The sequence below is a fragment of the Alicyclobacillus sp. TC genome (assembly GCF_016804365.1).
Taxonomy (GTDB): domain Bacteria; phylum Bacillota; class Bacilli; order Alicyclobacillales; family Alicyclobacillaceae; genus Alicyclobacillus_I; species Alicyclobacillus_I tolerans.
Window position 1 is genome coordinate 2,507,046 of record NZ_CP044434.1, and the last position, 15,964, is coordinate 2,523,009.

General features: G+C 46.4%; 14 protein-coding genes and 1 pseudogene. 5 read left to right on the top strand and 10 right to left on the bottom strand.

The annotated features are described in order from the left end of the window. Positions 1–83 precede the first annotated feature (83 nt). A complete protein-coding gene (locus FY534_RS12325) occupies positions 84–341 on the bottom strand; it encodes a DUF2642 domain-containing protein (RefSeq protein WP_203114716.1) in 258 nt (85 codons plus the stop codon). Positions 342–529: 188 nt separating this feature from the next. Between FY534_RS12325 and FY534_RS12330 the strand changes: the two genes are divergently transcribed. Together FY534_RS12330 and FY534_RS12335 are read left to right on the top strand one after the other, a co-directional pair. Then, the gene (locus tag FY534_RS12330) at positions 530–1,180 is read left to right on the top strand and encodes a methyl-accepting chemotaxis protein (protein ID WP_238413554.1); all 651 of its coding nucleotides are present in this window, start codon (positions 530–532) and stop codon (positions 1,178–1,180) included. 12 nt (positions 1,181–1,192) lie between these two features. Continuing rightward, on the top strand, positions 1,193–1,351 hold the full coding sequence (locus FY534_RS12335; protein ID WP_238413555.1) for a hypothetical protein: 159 nt from the start codon (positions 1,193–1,195) through the stop codon (positions 1,349–1,351). A 109-nt stretch (positions 1,352–1,460) separates the two neighbouring features. On the opposite strand, the gene FY534_RS12340 is transcribed toward FY534_RS12335, so the two are convergent. Beyond that, positions 1,461–2,111 carry a peroxiredoxin gene (locus FY534_RS12340; protein WP_072873354.1) on the bottom strand — a complete coding sequence of 217 codons (651 nt, stop codon included), beginning with the start codon at positions 2,109–2,111 and terminating at the stop codon, positions 1,461–1,463. Positions 2,112–2,385: 274 nt separating this feature from the next. On the opposite strand from FY534_RS12340, the gene FY534_RS12345 reads away from it, so the two are divergent. Next, positions 2,386–3,141 (top strand): alpha/beta hydrolase, encoded by a 756-nt coding sequence (locus tag FY534_RS12345; protein ID WP_203114718.1) that lies wholly within the window; start codon positions 2,386–2,388, stop codon positions 3,139–3,141. Here FY534_RS12345 and FY534_RS12350 read toward each other — a convergent pair. Together FY534_RS12350 and FY534_RS12355 are read right to left on the bottom strand one after the other, a co-directional pair. Further along, positions 3,126–3,875, bottom strand: a complete 750-nt coding sequence (locus FY534_RS12350; RefSeq protein WP_203114719.1) for a gamma-glutamyl-gamma-aminobutyrate hydrolase family protein — start codon at positions 3,873–3,875, stop codon at positions 3,126–3,128. The genes FY534_RS12345 and FY534_RS12350 overlap by 16 nt on opposite strands. A 64-nt stretch (positions 3,876–3,939) precedes the next feature. Beyond that, positions 3,940–5,208, bottom strand: coding sequence for an adenosylhomocysteinase (locus FY534_RS12355; RefSeq protein ID WP_203114720.1), 1,269 nt, complete (start codon positions 5,206–5,208; stop codon positions 3,940–3,942). A gap of 146 nt (positions 5,209–5,354) precedes the next feature. Between FY534_RS12355 and FY534_RS12360 the strand changes: the two genes are divergently transcribed. Then, entirely contained in the window at positions 5,355–8,783 is a 3,429-nt protein-coding gene (locus FY534_RS12360; RefSeq protein ID WP_203114721.1) for a pyruvate carboxylase, read from the top strand. 130 nt (positions 8,784–8,913) lie between these two features. Here the strand turns inward: FY534_RS12360 and FY534_RS14745 are convergent, their stop codons facing one another. From FY534_RS14745 to FY534_RS12375, 4 genes and pseudogenes are all read right to left on the bottom strand, one after another. Continuing rightward, positions 8,914–9,264, bottom strand: a complete 351-nt coding sequence (locus FY534_RS14745; protein ID WP_072873350.1) for a type II toxin-antitoxin system PemK/MazF family toxin — start codon at positions 9,262–9,264, stop codon at positions 8,914–8,916. Between the two features lie 162 nt (positions 9,265–9,426). Then, positions 9,427–9,555: pseudogene (locus tag FY534_RS14880) on the bottom strand (ribbon-helix-helix protein, CopG family); the annotation flags it as partial. Between the two features lie 63 nt (positions 9,556–9,618). Next, the gene (gene alr, locus FY534_RS12370) at positions 9,619–10,824 is read right to left on the bottom strand and encodes an alanine racemase (protein WP_203114723.1); all 1,206 of its coding nucleotides are present in this window, start codon (positions 10,822–10,824) and stop codon (positions 9,619–9,621) included. A gap of 94 nt (positions 10,825–10,918) precedes the next feature. After that, a complete protein-coding gene (locus FY534_RS12375; protein ID WP_203114724.1) occupies positions 10,919–12,655 on the bottom strand; it encodes a S53 family peptidase in 1,737 nt (578 codons plus the stop codon). A gap of 158 nt (positions 12,656–12,813) precedes the next feature. Here FY534_RS12375 and FY534_RS12380 point away from each other — a divergent pair, with 158 nt between their 5' ends. Beyond that, complete coding sequence (locus FY534_RS12380; protein ID WP_072873346.1) at positions 12,814–13,482, top strand: YajG family lipoprotein; 669 nt, start codon at positions 12,814–12,816, stop codon at positions 13,480–13,482. Between the two features lie 6 nt (positions 13,483–13,488). Here FY534_RS12380 and FY534_RS12385 read toward each other — a convergent pair whose 3' ends face one another. Both FY534_RS12385 and FY534_RS12390 read right to left on the bottom strand, forming a co-directional pair. Further along, positions 13,489–14,139: a response regulator gene (locus FY534_RS12385; RefSeq protein ID WP_203114725.1), complete on the bottom strand. Its 651-nt coding sequence runs from the start codon at positions 14,137–14,139 to the stop codon at positions 13,489–13,491. After that, positions 14,114–15,952 (bottom strand): GAF domain-containing sensor histidine kinase, encoded by a 1,839-nt coding sequence (locus FY534_RS12390; RefSeq protein ID WP_203114726.1) that lies wholly within the window; start codon positions 15,950–15,952, stop codon positions 14,114–14,116. Before FY534_RS12390 ends, FY534_RS12385 begins: the two co-directional genes overlap by 26 nt. Positions 15,953–15,964 lie beyond the last annotated feature (12 nt).

Below are 15,964 nucleotides of genomic sequence, written 5' to 3' on the forward strand. Positions count from 1 at the left end.
GTCGAATGGTGTCGTATGTAAAGAGGCTGTCCCTCCGTCATCTACGATGACTTTTGAGACAGCCCTTTTTTCAACCTGGAAAATTAGCTGTTAGAACTGGAAAGACTAGATGAACTTGTGCTTGAAGTAAGCGCGCGACGCAGGGAAACAATCTCAGCAATGCGAATATAGGTTTTGCGATAACTGCCGTATTCAAACCTGCGCAGTGTCAGATAGTCGTATTCAACTGCGTAAAGAACTCCTCGGAAAGTGCCGTTGGTTGTAGTGACGACTACACGTTTCCCAACCAATTGACGAGCCTTTTCTTTAAATGTCAGACGACGGACCCATTTGCTCTTCATATGGCATGCACCTCCTTGTCTCTGAAGTTGCTGTATCTTACGTCTGTTGTAAGCCAAGCTGATACGGACAGTTGGAATCAAGCACTTTCGCCTTACAAAAGAGGAGAAATGAGATGAGCGGAAGAATTTTCTTTAATAAGTTTTAAAAAGTCAGCATTTAGGCATTGCGCAGAAGGGAAGGACAAGGTTTGACGCGACTGGAACTCATTCTAGAAGCTGCCCCCATGATTCATGCATTAATACCTGAAGCCCAACTCGTAGTGACCGATAGGGAAAAATATATCCTCGCGTTGCCTGGTGAACATTTTTTTCTTGAAGTTTTCGACCAAGGAAAAACATTTTTAGATGGCAGTATTGGCAAAGAAACAGTAACGACCGGAAAAATTGTTACGCGTATGGGAAATCCAGCGCTAACTGGAGGTATTCCTTATCAAGGAACAGGAGTCCCTATTGTAGAAAATAATGAAGTCATGGGTGCAATGTGCATATTTTTACCTACCCAAAACAAACAAACCTTACAAAACACTTCAGAAAATATGCTTGGCATGGTTCAGGAAATTACGGCTACATTAGAGGAACTGCGTGTTCAAACCAGGCAACTGCAGGCATTAGCCGATCATCTGACCACCCACAACCAGCAAATTCAACAAGCAACGGAACGGATTAGTAGTATTGCGACAATGATTAGCGACATCTCGACACAAACCAAAATGCTCGGTCTCAATGCGGCAATTGAAGCTGCACGCGCAGGTGAACATGGACGCGGTTTTTCTGTTGTGGCTAGTGAAATTCGTAGGTTGTCAGAAAATACAAAAAATTCAAGCCATCAGATTGTTTAATTCTCAGAAGTTATGGTGGAATCATTAGAGAAAGTTTCAACTTCCATTATTGAGATCAGCCATTTTATCCATGAACAGACAAATGAAATTAATAGTGTTGCCGATGCTGTAGGAGAAGTAGAAAAAGTAAGCAGCCAATTGACCGAATTAGCTAAAATTATCAAAAGCTAAACCAACCCTAAAAGCAGCTATGAATTACACTCTCACGAAAAAATGGCCCCATGAGCATGTTCACTCTGGGGCTGATTTGTCTCTGTTCATAAGCCTGCTCAGGATAAATTTACAGTTTTTTTGTACGCAGATACCAACTCTTATACTCTAGACCTTTTGCTTCTGCTTCTTGCTGAGACTCAATAGCTGAAGCAGTTGCTGGTGGCGCAACCACCACAGGCGCTCCAGGAGTCCAATCGGCTGGTGTGGATACACCGTGCTTATCGTTTGTCTGCAAGGCATCAACTACACGTAAAATCTCGGAAATATTACGTCCCACGCTCATAGGATAGTAAATCATAGCTCGTAATACACCTTTGTCATCAATCACAAAGACCGCACGTACAGCTGCAGTGGAAGAGGCCCCGGGATGAATCATGCCGTATAGAGAAGAGACTTTCATATCGAGATCGGCAATGACGGGGAAATTGATTTTCTGACCAAAAATTCTTTCGATATCGTTAATCCACGCTAAGTGCGCTTGCACACCATCTACTGACAGTCCAATCAGTTGCACGTTGCGAGCTGTAAATTCTTCTTGACGGGAAGCAAAGGAGCCAAATTCAGTTGAGCAAACGGGTGTAAAATCGGCAGGGTGGGAAAACAGTACCACGTATTTACCGCGAAAATCGCTGAGTTTTAATTTACCTTGTGTGGTCACAGCTTCAAAATCTGGAGCTGGTTCATTTAACTTTGGCAAAGTGACTTGTGTATCGCTCATTGAATTGAAACCTCCCCTAATTTATATTAATCCTATCTGATTACTATATTATAAAATGGATAATAACAATTCAAGTTGATTTCGATTCGACAGACCACTGAATAGAGACCCCGCGAGTATACTTCTAGCCCCCTTTATCATTTTACACATCTTTCAGTTTTTTGTCGGAACATTTGCAAAAAAAATTGTGCTGAAGCTCTATATTTGACGTTATACTTCTATCAATAAAGCTTGTGAAATCGTTTTCAAATCTGTTGGAAGGGGAATGCCACTTATGAAATTTCAAGAGCATCATCCATTGATGCAAGGTGCCGAACCATTCTTTTTACACGGAGATTCTATTGGTGTGCTCTTGCAACATGGATTCACAGGCACGACACATAGTATGCGCTATGTAGGGGAGCAACTGGCGAAATCCGGATTTACCGTGCATGCGCCGCGATTAGCCGGACACGGCACCCATCCGGAGGACATGGAGCGCTCAACTTATCAAGATTGGCTTGATTCCGCCTCGCAAGGTTATGAAAAATTGGCTCGCGTTTGTGACACTATTTTTGTTATAGGGCTCTCGATGGGCGGAACTTTGGTCGCCAATCTCGCACATCGCTATCCAGGGACATCTGGAATGGTTCTCATTAACGCTGTTATTCGCAACGATGCATTAAAACCGATGCTGGAAATGAGTGAGCCCCGTTTTTTACCTGCTATTGGGAGTGATATTCGGGCAGAAGGCGTGCAAGAGTTGGCTTACGATTGTACTCCACTCCGTTCATTACGCGAATTGTCGCACTTGATTGACCAAACTCGTCCTATCCTGGCAGATATTCAATGTCCTGCTTTGATTTTGGCCTCCAATGAAGACCATGTGGTAGGTGCTGAAAATGCAGAAGATTGGATGCAGATGCTCGGCTCACCAGAAAAACAGCGTATCGCCTTAGCTCACTCTTACCACGTAGCTACGCTTGATCACGATAAAGATCAAATTGCCGACCTCTGCATCCAATTTATTCGCACTTACGCACCAGAATGAGATTCAACCGTTACTGCTCGTTCTACTAACCATTCAAAAATTCGTCTGGACACAGTGTCATCTGGCGCTGTGTTTTCTGGATGCCATTGTACAGCAAGAATGTTTCCATCCAAGGAAACAAACGCCTCCACCAGCCCTTCTTCATCCCAGGCGATAGGGCGAAGTCCACTTGCCAGACGATGAATGGCCTGATGGTGATAGGAATTGACCCAAATTTCTTCACCCAGTTCTCTTTTGACCGCCAAAATGCTTTCAGGATCGATACGTACCGTATGTGCAAAATGGGAACGCGGGGCGTGCTGCTCATGTTGGAGGCATCCGCGCCACTCCCGTTCCAGATCTTGATACAAATTACCGCCAAGCAGCACGTTAATAACTTGCAGCCCCCGACAAATACCTAAAATAGGCTTATTTTGCATACGAAAAGCGGCGAACAAAAGACTTTCTAAATAATCTCTTTCAGGTGTCACTTGACGCAAACCTGAACGTGGCTGTTCTCCGTAATAGCGGGGAGACATATCATCGCCACCTGTCAGAATAAGTGCATCAGCTCGTTCAGCTACGGATGCAATGGTCTCCGGATGGCGCAAATAAGGAATCAACCAGGGAACTCCGCCCGCATCTTCTACCGAGCGAGCATAGTCATCTGCAAGTCCAGCTCCCATCAGATGCCAGGAATTATCTGACGCTTGCCAACTTTGTCGTGAAGTGGTCATGGCGATGATTGGGTTCAATCGGGATCGCCCCTTTGCTGCTGCGAAGTCAAACAACGCGGCGCAATCCGTCAGGGTGGCCAGCTTATTTCCATGAATTGAGGTACGCCGACTGCTCGGGCGTCAGTTCATCCAGCTTCATACCCCAGGCGGACAACCGCATTTTTGCAACGCGCATATCAAGTTCTACTGGCATGCTATGCAAACCGGGCTCTAGACGGTGACGAATGACATACTCGAGTCCCAAAAATTGCATGGCAAACGTCAAATCCATCACTTCCACTGGATGACCATCCGCACAAATTAAGTTGACCAGACGTCCTTCTGCTAAAAGATAAAGGGAACGACCGTCTTTCATGCTATACTGCTCGACATGTTCCCGTACTTTTTTCTTATGGAGAGATAGGCGGAGCAATGCGGGTTTACTGATTTCTACATCAAAATGACCTGCATTGGTCAAAATAGCGCCGTCTTTCATCACTGCCAGGGCATCTTCGTCAATGACTGCCACATTCCCAGTCGCTGTGACAAAAAAATCTCCTAATCGTGCAGCTTCCACAATCGGCATAACCTCAAACCCATCCATAACCGCCTCCAGTGCTCGTACTGGATTGACTTCTGTCACAATCACTTTCGCACCTAACCCACGCGCTCGCATGGCCAATCCTTTTCCCACAAAGCCATAGCCCACTATCACGGCAGTACTTCCAGCCACTGACAAATTGGTGGCACGAATAATTCCCTCCCAGGCCGATTGTCCCGTACCGTAACGATTATCAAAAAGATGTTTACAGTAAGCGTCATTGACTGCCATCATGGGATAACGCAACTCGCCTGAACGTGCCATAGCGGACAATCGAGTGATACCTGTAGTCGTTTCTTCACATCCACCGATGATTTGATTGGCCTGCTCAGGGCGATGAAGATGGAGTTTGCTACTTAAATCAGCACCATCATCAATGAGTGCTTGAGGATTAAAGTCGAGTACTTGATCTATTTGCCGGGCAAACTCTTCCTCGTTTACACCACGTTTGGCAAAAGCCACGATTCCCCGCTCTACAAGCGCTGCCACAACGTCATCCTGCGTTGATAACGGATTGCTGGCGGCAATCGCCACTTCAGCTCCGGCAGCTTGCACAGCCAATGCCAAACAGGCAGTTTTAGCTTCAATGTGCAAACAAACGCCAATGCGCATCCCTGCAAATGGCCGAGTTTGAGAAAATTCTTCTTGTAATTGGCGAAGAATGGGCATGTGAGCCAATGCCCAATCGATTTTTTCATGCCCCCGTGGTGCCAGAGCTAAATCACGAATTTGCGAGAGTTTTGCAGCGTCTTGAATTGTGGTCAAAATCATCCCAGCTTTCTATGTCTTGTAATGCTTTTGCATAAAATTGCGTATTCTTTCATTCTACTGCTTTTTCTTTTTCTGTACCACATTTTCTGAGCAACAGCTCTACGTGTTATAGTATAATTCGAAAAATTTAATCTGGGGGTGTCAAGGTGCGTCATTTTCAGAAAGTACTCGTAGCCAATCGTGGTGAGATTGCCATACGAATCTGCAGAGCTTGCACAGAGCTTGGCATCCGCACTGTCGCCGTTTATACCGAAGAGGACAAACTGGCATTACATCGCTACAAAGCAGATGAGGCTTACTATATTGGCGAAGGTCTTGGAGCCGTAGAAGCCTACTTAAACATTCCCAGCCTTATTCGCGTTGCCCAAGAGACGGAATGCGACGCAATTCACCCAGGCTACGGCTTTCTATCTGAAAGCGAGGAATTAGCACACGCCTGTCAGGAGGCTGGTATTACCTTTATAGGTCCGCGCATTGAACATTTACAGATGTTTGGCGATAAAGTCAAAGCCCGTCAGGTTGCCAAGGCTGCTGGTGTACCTATTGTGCCAGGTACAGACGGACCTGTCAGTAAAGAAGAAGCAAGTGCTTTTGCTCAAAAAGTCGGCTACCCTGTCATGCTTAAAGCTGTCAGCGGCGGCGGCGGTCGTGGTATGCGCTTAGTCCATTCACAAGAAGAATTGTATGAAGCATACGACCGAGCAAGTTCGGAAGCGAAGTCTGCCTTTGGCGCTGCTGAGGTTTACATTGAAAAATATGTACAACGTCCCAAACATATCGAAGTTCAGATTTTAGGTGACCATCATGGCAAACTCGTTCACCTCTATGAACGAGACTGTTCCATTCAGCGCCGCCATCAGAAAGTGGTGGAAATCGCACCTTCTTCTCTACCCGAGCCAACTCGTGCCGCCATCTGCAACGCGGCGGTACAATTGATGAAACATGCTGGCTATGTCAATGCAGGAACGGTAGAATTTCTCCTGCAGCCAGATGGTCAGTTTTTCTTCATTGAAGTCAACCCTCGCATTCAAGTAGAGCATACCATCACAGAACTGATTACCGGAATCGATCTCGTGCAAGCGCAAATTCGCATTGCCGAAGGACATCGTTTGGACGATTCAGAAATTGGCATTCATGGCCAGGAAAGCATTACGACTCGTGGGGTAGCGATTCAATGCCGTGTGACAACAGAGGATCCGCAAAACGGATTTCTCCCTGACACAGGACGTATTACCACTTACCGTTCAGCTGCCGGTTTTGGTATCCGCCTAGATACGGGGAATGGTTATACGGGGGCTCGCGTCCTTCCTTATTACGATTCGTTATTAGTCAAAGTATCCGCTTTTGCACTCAATTTTGAACAAGCAGCACGCAAAATGTTCCGAGCTTTGCAAGAATTTCGAATTCGTGGTGTCAAAACCAATATTCCTTTCCTAGCCAATGTTGTGCGACATCCGGAATTTTTGGCTGGCCAGTACACGGTCCACTTTATCGAAGAGCATCCAGAACTTTTGTCCTTCCCGCAACGAAAGGACAGAGCGAGCAAATTGCTCAACTATATCGGAGAAGTAACGATTAATGGCCCTGATGGTAACAGAGCAGAAGCCAAACCAGAAGTGCCTGTAGCGATACCACCTGAATTATCCACTGTGTCGCCAACACCTAGCGGATTGCGACAACTTTGGCAGTCCCTCGGTACAGAACGTTTCCTTGAGCACATTCGCGCCGAGCGCCGGCTTTTATTAACTGACACGACGTTTCGCGATGCTCATCAATCCTTGCTGGCGACACGTGTTCGCACCCGTGATTTGCTGGCTATAGCCCCCGCCACGGGTATAGCAGGTCGTAATCTTTTTTCCATGGAAGTTTGGGGAGGCGCTACATTTGATGCGAGTATGCGGTTTCTCAAAGAAGATCCTTGGGAAAGGCTGCACCGTTTCCGCGAGGCAATTCCGCACCTGCTCTTTCAAATGTTGCTACGCGGTGCGAATGCAGTAGGCTATAAGAATTACCCCGATAATGCCGTGCGTGCATTCACACGTCAAGCCGCAGAAGCAGGAATTGATGTCTTTAGAATTTTCGACAGTCTCAACTGGTTACCCAACATGGAAGTAGCCATAGATGAGGTTCGAAAAGTTGGCAAAATAGCTGAAGCGGCCATCTGTTATACGGGAGACATTCTGGATGAAACACGAAGTAAATATAATCTTGCCTACTACATCCAACTTGCCAAAGATTTAGAACAAGCTGGCGCACATATTCTTGCCATTAAAGATATGGCAGGCTTGCTCAAACCGATAGCTGCTGTCCGCTTGATTACAGCATTGAAAGAAGCTGTGTCTTTGCCTATACATTTGCACACACACGATTCAAGCGGAAATGGTATTGCGACATTGTTGATGGCTGCCACAGCAGGAGTAGATATTGTGGATGTAGCTATTTCCTCCATGTCCGGGAACACTTCACAGCCGAGTTGGAACGCCTTGGTTGCCGCTTTGCAAGGAACGGATCGGCAACCAGCTGATGATTTGCAAGAACTTCAGGCATTGGCCGACTACTGGGAAACCGTGCGAAAGTATTACAGTAAATATGAGAGCGGCCTGACTTCAGCATCCGCCGAGGTATATTTGCATGAAATGCCAGGCGGGCAATATACCAACTTGCGTGAACAGGCAGCAGCACTTGGACTTGGTCAACGCTTTGACGAGGTCAAAAAAGCGTATCGTACCGTTAACCGAATCCTCGGTGACGTGATTAAAGTGACCCCCTCTTCTAAGATGGTTGGCGACTTTGCCATCTTTATGGTACAAAATGGGCTGGATGAGCACTCTCTATTGGAAAAAGCGGCTGATCTCGATTTTCCAGCCTCAGTGGTCGATTTCTTTGAAGGAAAAATGGGGCAACCGTACGGAGGCTTTCCTGAAGTTCTACAACGCGCCGTACTGAAAGGCAGACAACCTTTGCAGGGTAGGGCGGGTGAAACCTTACCTCCAGTGGACTGGGAATCAGAACGCCAGCAACTCGAAGAGAAAATGGGTCGCAACAGCAATAAAGAAGAGTTGCTTTCTTACGTCATGTACCCGCAGGTCACAGTAGAATTTCTTAAACATCGTCAACAATTTGGCGATCTCTCACAGTTAGATACGCTGACCTTTTTCTATGGTATGCGTCCTGGCGAGGAAATCCGCGTATCGATTGAACCCGGCAAAACATTGATTATTCGGCTTCTTTCGATCAGCGATGCTGACCAAGATGGCTACCGAACCGTCTTTTACGAACTGAACGGCCAACAGCGTGATGTGCGCATTCTTGATCGAACAGTGCCCCTCTCTCAAGACGCGCGTCGTAAAGTGAGCGGTCAAGCGGGCGAACTTGGAGCCAGTATGCCAGGCACTGTCATTTCTCTACTTGTCCAACCTGGCGACACTGTTGAACGCGGACAAGTAGTAGCGATTACAGAAGCTATGAAAATGGAGGTGCAGTTGGCAGCTCCAAAATCAGGAACTGTCAAAGAAATCTATTGCAAACCAGGCAGTATGGTAGAACCGGGAGACTTGGTTTTAATAGTTGAATAATTTTTAACTATAACTACGGCCTCCCATCCATTCATAAAATGGCGGGAGGCCGTGGAATGATTCCAATAAGAAAAGCGTGCAAATTTCTGGCTAAGAGAAGGATAAACTTTTTTAGCTTCATGAAACAGAACTAGAAGTCGACAAGTCCTAAGGAAATGAGTAACGCATCATTGACACGTTTCATCATGGCATCATCCAAGTGCGTGATGCGATCTGTCAGTCGTTGTTTGTCAATCGTACGGATCTGTTCAAGCAAAACAACTGAATCTCTATCAAGCCCGTAGGGCTGTGCCGGCAACTCAACATGTGTTGGTAACTTGGCCTTTTGTATCTGAGCGGTTATGGCAGCCACAATGACCGTTGGACTGAAGCGATTGCCGATGTCGTTCTGGATAACCAAAACCGGCCGAAATCCTCCTTGTTCAGAGCCTACAACCGGAGATAAATCGGCAAAAAACACGTCTCCTCGCTTCACGATCACCGTATCACCCCCGCTGACCAAGCGTTCTACCGTACCTCCTGCTTCCTGCTCCACGGAGAATGCTTCCGAGGCCAAGCAAAGATTGAGTCTTCCCATTTCCTGGTACCCCTGTTGCATCATTTTTCGAATTTGATATTTGCGCTCTTCCTGTACGTACTTCGTAAGCGCTGCACGGACAATCTCGCTGCGACTCTCTCTGGACTTGGAAGCTACGACGTCCACTTGTTCGAGCAATTGCTCAGGAACATAGACAACCACCCGTTTGCTATCTGACACGCCCGGCACCTCCACCTATTTCCCTGCCGATGTAATCTTCTCTATTATATCGATTTGTTTTTGGGGATAACAATCCAATCAAAAAGAAATTTCTATTCGCGGTACTCTATTGCTGATGGAGGTCAACATCTCGTATGAAATCGTTCCCGCCAATCTGGATAAGGTATCTAATGGCATTTCCGCCCGATTGGATGCTGCTGAAAAAGTTTCTCCAATCCAACGCTCACGTTCTTCTGGACGTTGTTTGAAAAGCGCCCCACCATTCCAGATATCAGGGGCTAAATGTCCAAACAAGGTGACCGGATCGCCCAACTCAGCTTCAGGAATATGCGTGACATCGAGCATTAATTGATCCATGCAGACCCGCCCAAGCAAAGGCGCTTTTCTTCCTCTGACCATAGCAAAGCCCCGATTGGAGAGCGAGCGCGGATAGCCGTCGGCATAGCCTATGCATACAGTAGCCACTCTGCAGTCTTGCTTGGCTACAAAAGTGGCTCCATAACTGACACTATCTCCAGCCTTCAACCAAGCGATACGAGTGATTGTGCTGTATAGGTGCATAACCCGTTGCAAAGATAGGCTTGGAGGCCAATCCGCATTAGGAGCATATCCATATGCGCCAATTCCAATACGCACCATATGATAAAAAGCATCCTGACGTTGCAAAGCGGCTGCCGTATTCGCCGCATGCAAAAGTGGCGGCAATAGTCCACGTGCGGCTAACGCTGAACATGCCTCCTCAAAACGCCGTAACTGGGCAGATGTATGACCGTCCTCAGGACTGTCCGCTTTTGCCAAATGTGTAAAAAGTCCCTGCAAGTGTAGATCAGGACGCTGATGGATGGATTCAGCAACCTTCAGAACGTCTGACACACTGCGCAACCCCAGACGTCCCATACCCGTATCCATTTTTAAATGAAGCTGTAACGGCGTAGAGAGTTGTGAGACTTGAAGCAGGTCTTCAGACGAACCTGTAAAGGTCAATTCAATTTGATGCTGGGACGCAACTGGAAAAGAGAGCGGATCGACATACCCCAAAACAAGCAGAGGAATGCGCACACCTGCCTCCCGCAGACGCAACGCTTCTTCCAGAGAAGCAAGTCCCAGCATGTGCGCAGATCCACTTTTTTCAATAGCTTTGGCCACGGCGATATCGCCATGGCCATATGCATTGGCTTTCACTGCAACCAATATTTTCGTTCCCTGTGGGAGAACACTTTGAATTTTTTTTACATTATTGACCAGAGCTGATAAATCAATTACCGCAAACGTACCGCGAAACATGATGGACGCCTCCATGCCATGGCTTGCAGCCGAGTTGAGTATGATTCTCTTATTGTCAGCGAGAATCTAGCATGGACGCAAGTAGCCAGCAAAATTAAGGCGCAGGTTGCGAACCTGGTGCAGGAGCCGGTCCTGGAGCTGGTGCAGGAGCTGGCGCAGTTTGCATAGGTGCGTATTGATCCATAACGGTATTCATATTGCTTACATCAAAGCTGCCGAGTCCTGTTGCAAAATCCCAACCTGGTGTAGCAGGATAGGGACCACTATCACCAAGTGTGATATCATGGAAACCGTCACTGCCATAGACACCATAAAGGAGCGGGGCAGCAAAGCCAAGTTGATTGTTGTGACTCGTCTCCAGCCTTGCCCAAACACCTAAGGCAAGCGGTGATGCGAGACTTGTTCCGCCTACAACTTCTGGAGAGCCGTCAACATAGACGTTAGCACCACTGTTTGGATCTGCATCCATAGCGATATCTGGCAAACCTTTGCCGACATTCGTGGTTGGCGGCACAATGCCATTTTGCCAATACGGAGCAGATTCAAAGTAACTTGTACCACCGCCGCCGCCTGTCCAAGCTAATTCTTCGTCATAGCTGCCATCGCTGTTGGTAATCAATGTTGTACCGCCAACTGCCACTACATACGGTGAGGATGCTGGGTAATTGACATCCGGTACACCAGCGGGGACTCCATTCGTCGGCGTAACTGCACAAAATCCTCCCGTATCACCTGCGGAAGCGAAAGTCGTCTGTCCTTGTGCAGCAGCTTCAGCAAACACTTCATCATCAACAAGCATCGAGCCATCCAAATAGGCGTCGTATTCACATTCGCCAAAAGAGGCACTTCCCGCTTTAGCAACATCCTGTTCAGCAAATTTATTAAACTCACGAGCAATGTCAGAATCCGTCAAGGATGTGGTGTCATAAATATAGAGATGCGCCACATTGCCTGCCATCCCCGTGGAATACTGCGTGTCCAAATCCCACTCATCTGCTCCAGAAGTATCATTGCTGGCAATGCCAACCTGCACAATCGTATAAGGAACTTGCGGCAACTGGTTAGCAGCCTCTTCTGTACGCAAATCTTGAACTACTTGCGTCAAGTTACCTTCTGCAAAAATAGCAATATTGGTTCCTGTTGCTTGCGGAGTATTGCCAACATTGTAAGCCTTCCAAAAACCTTGTGGGTTATAACTGGCTGGATAATTGGGCAGTGAGGTGGAAGTCGTTGGCGTCGGTGTTGCCAGGGGCAACTGCATTTGAGCTGCATTGGTTAGTCCCAGAACTGCTACCACAGCTCCACCAAGTGAGGATGGAACGTAGGCCGGATCGACATTAGCATAAACCGTACGGCCATTCATGGAAAATTGATCAATTTGCGTGTTGAAGGCACTTTCCAACTGTTGCGCTGTACCGGTAGCTGTGATTAATAGGCGGTTGGCAGATACCTGAATATTGCTCAACCCCTGACTTTCCAAATAGGAAGTCACAGCGTCCACCGTACTGCTCGAAGGACTGTAGGTGGCTTCAAATTGAGACGGTGTCAGCGTCTGTCCATAGAGCGCGTTGCCCGGCGTGCTGATATCCTGGATATACTGCTCCAGTCCCGACTGATTCTGCATTTGCAGGCCAATCACCACCGTCAATTCCGTAGAAGCGGGCAACGAACCCAAGTTGGTTGCGTTGGTAGGTACAAAAGCTTGCGTATGCGTAGCCACCCAATTGGTTGTATCTGCTTGTGCTGTCGGCATGGACCCCATAACCCCAATAGGTGTGGCGAGCAACGCTGTAGCCGCTGTGACTCGCAAATATTTAGAGCGTAATTTCACGGATTCTACCCCCTTTTCAAATTACTTAAAATTTTATTGAAAAATAGATAGAAATGTATTCACTAAAAGTTCAGATAAAAACTATAACTTTTGTCGTATTGACAAGAGAACCAATCTTCTGCACTCTGGTGAGTAAAACTATGAAAAGGATGACTCGTGTGAAAACTCATCATAAATTCTTAACAACACTTCGTCATAAACGGATTCAAACCATATCTTTAGTTGGCACTCTTCTTGTCGCTCTGGCGCTTACAGGTTGTCAAACAGTTCAACAGACAACTTCAAACAGTAAGCCAGCCTCTGTCAATCCGGTTACTGTCGCCAGACAAACTCCTCAATTTACAAACCTTTTGGATGTCGATCTCGTTCAACCTATTTCTACATGGGATGCTAAGCCTGTTCCTAACCAAGCTGCGGAAAGCGCTATACGGGTACAAACAGAAAGTGGCCAGTGGGTCACGTTGAACGCGAAACAGCATCCGATTCTTTTTGTTGCCTATTGGTGCCCACATTGCCAGAGAACCCTTGTCTTAATGAATCAACATTTTCATTCGCCAAATGATTGGCCTACGATTGTCTACGTGGGATATGCCAACGGATTTCCATTATCTTCAGCTGTAAAAATTGCCGACGAAGAAAAAGAGACGTTTCATTTATCTTTTACAAAACCGTATTTTCTCATAGGGACAGTCGAAAAAAAGTATATTGACGGTTTCCCCTTCCTCGCCTTTGCAGATGGCAAACAGGTGGATTTTATTGTCGGAGAACATACCTGGCCTATGTGGGAAAAAGCCATGCTGATGGGGGACGCAAACACTGGAAAATAAAAAGGATCATTCATGGTAATCCAACAGATGCGGAACCAATCCTTCTCGAATTGCCACCAGTATAGCTTGAGAACGGCTACGCACTTGCAACTTGCGAAAGATATTGCTAATGTGCAGCTTTACGGTTGTCTCAGAAATATAAAGTTGACCAGCAATATCTTTATTACTGTATCCATTGACTAAAAGCTGTAATACCTCTGTCTCACGAGGTGACAGTCGTTCACGCGTGGGCAAATCGCCACGCACTGACTGAATCAGTCGCTGCGTCAAATTGGCTGGTAAGGCCGATTGTCCAGCATGGACCGCGCGAATGGCTGCCAACACTTCGGATACTGGAGCATCTTTCAGCAAATACCCATCTGCACCCGCGCGAATAGCGCGAAATAGATACTCATCATAGTTATACATGGTTAACACAATCAATTTGGGACGTTCTTGAAGATTTTTTAACTCTTCAGCAAATTCAATACCATTGCCATCCGGTAAATTGATGTCGAGCAAGATTACATCAATTGGAGTCTCTGTAACACATGACATCAGTTCTGAACCTCGGCTACAGGTGGCTACAACCTCCATATCCGGCTCTTCATTACATAAATAGGCAAGACTGTCGCGCAAAACTTGATGATCATCACACAAAAGCACTCGAATGGGCATTCTCCTCCACCTCATCTCCGATAGGAAGTTCAATCCAGATTTCTGTTCCTGAACCCGGTGAAGTGATATATTCCACACGACCCTTCCACTGAGCCGCCATCTGATGGATCATGTCAATTCCAAAGGAAGTTCCGCGAATTGCATTTTGAATAGCGCGCGCAAAATGAAATCCGCACCCATCATCCAACATAAGTACTTTCACGCGATCGGGTAAAAAGTCTAATCTTACTTTAAAATGGCGGGCATGCGCATGTTTGCGCATATTTCGCGTGCCTTCAGCAATCATTTCATACACTGTGCGGGAAATTTCCGGATGGAGCAATAAATTCGTTTCTTGATGAACACTAAATTCCACCTGTATTTCTGTATCTTCGAGCAAATCTTTAAGCAAATTGCGAATAGCTTTTTCCAATCCTTGCTCAACATAGGGCTGCGGACGCAAGGAATAAATAGATGAGCGCACGGAACCTACGGTTTCTTGCAACAACTTTTGCAAGTCAAGAAGCTGTTTCTGCATGACGGGTTCAGAATGACGCAAAATACTTTCCACACGAAGGAGTGCACCTGCTAGATTTTGTGCGATCCCGTCATGGATTTCACGGGCCAGCCGATTACGTTCCTCAAGTAAAATTCTTCGCTTCTGCTCTTCTAAATAAAGGGCATTACGCATAGCTACACTGGCATAGCTGGAAAAAAGCGTCATCAATTTTTCATCTTGTGGATGAAAGCCATTGACAATTGGTTTACCAAGTGTAATAACTCCCACTACTTGTTCATCAATATAAATAGGCGCCACAAACAACGAGCGAATATCTTTGTCTGCTTCCTGAGGTAAAAAACGACTATCCTTCTCCACGTCGGCAACCATTTGCAAACGACCGGTCTGTACAGCCCACCCAGAAATCCCCTGACCTCTTGGCAAAGTATACCGTTTGTTTCCCATTTCCCGATAAAGCAATCCCCACTCATCCACTTGGTAAATAACACCAAAAGAACTGCGGAACAACTCTTTAGCGGCATTGGCGATTTGGGGTAAAACACTATCTAAATGATTGGGTTGACGGATAGATTCTGTAATGGAAAAGACTGATTCTAAACGATGCTTTTCGCGTAAAAGATTAGCCACTAGGTGAGCCACTAATGAAATCGCCACAAGCGGTAGAAAGAAAAAGAAAGATCCAATACTTCCGGTGTGAACATTGACAGGATTGCTCGCCAGCCAAATCATTAAACCGTTATAGAGAGTCGCCAAGCCCAAATCAATACCGAGTGCGGACAAAAAAAGCCGGGCACTGACTCGCCAGGAACGACGTTGCCTCCAAACAAGCAGAATCAGTAAATTTGCGCTTGTAGAATAGATGAGAGCAGTCACCATCAACAGCCAGAGGCTGTCAATGATAAGGTGCTTATGTCCTTCCTGAATGACATTCGCATTTGCCCATAGCCAAAACCATCCGGATAGGGCAAGCGCAATCATACGACTGGAGAAATTGTACGAGAATACTTCCCATGGTTTACGCCTTGCTGCTTGAACCAACAACAAAATGAAAGCGTCCAACCAAAGGGTCATACTTGGACCCAGCATGAAAAATAGTCCAAAAAAAAGTGGGAAACAGAGCGAAAAATTAATTCTTCCCAATCCAACAGGAAACCACTCTAAAAAAAGCAACAAAATGCCTAGCATCCAAATGGCTTCTGGATGCACAAGCTGCAATTGAACGGAGAAAAACAAAAGCAATAAAAACGACCCTATTACTAACAAGATACGATGGCGAGAGATGATGGCTTGCCGAATAGTTTGCTGAACAAGCATACCAACACCTCC

What these genes read in the sequence shown, in the direction of transcription:
- FY534_RS12325 (WP_203114716.1), bottom strand. Translation starts at nt 341, where the DNA reads ATGAAGAGCAAATGGGTCCGTCGTCTGACATTTAAAGAAAAGGCTCGT.
- FY534_RS12335 (WP_238413555.1), top strand. Translation starts at nt 1,193, where the DNA reads ATGGTGGAATCATTAGAGAAAGTTTCAACTTCCATTATTGAGATCAGC.
- FY534_RS12340 (WP_072873354.1), bottom strand. Translation starts at nt 2,111, where the DNA reads ATGAGCGATACACAAGTCACTTTGCCAAAGTTAAATGAACCAGCTCCA.
- FY534_RS12345 (WP_203114718.1), top strand. Translation starts at nt 2,386, where the DNA reads ATGAAATTTCAAGAGCATCATCCATTGATGCAAGGTGCCGAACCATTC.
- FY534_RS12355 (WP_203114720.1), bottom strand. Translation starts at nt 5,208, where the DNA reads ATGATTTTGACCACAATTCAAGACGCTGCAAAACTCTCGCAAATTCGT.
- alr (WP_203114723.1), bottom strand. Translation starts at nt 10,824, where the DNA reads ATGTTTCGCGGTACGTTTGCGGTAATTGATTTATCAGCTCTGGTCAAT.
- FY534_RS12385 (WP_203114725.1), bottom strand. Translation starts at nt 14,139, where the DNA reads ATGCCCATTCGAGTGCTTTTGTGTGATGATCATCAAGTTTTGCGCGAC.
- FY534_RS12390 (WP_203114726.1), bottom strand. Translation starts at nt 15,952, where the DNA reads ATGCTTGTTCAGCAAACTATTCGGCAAGCCATCATCTCTCGCCATCGT.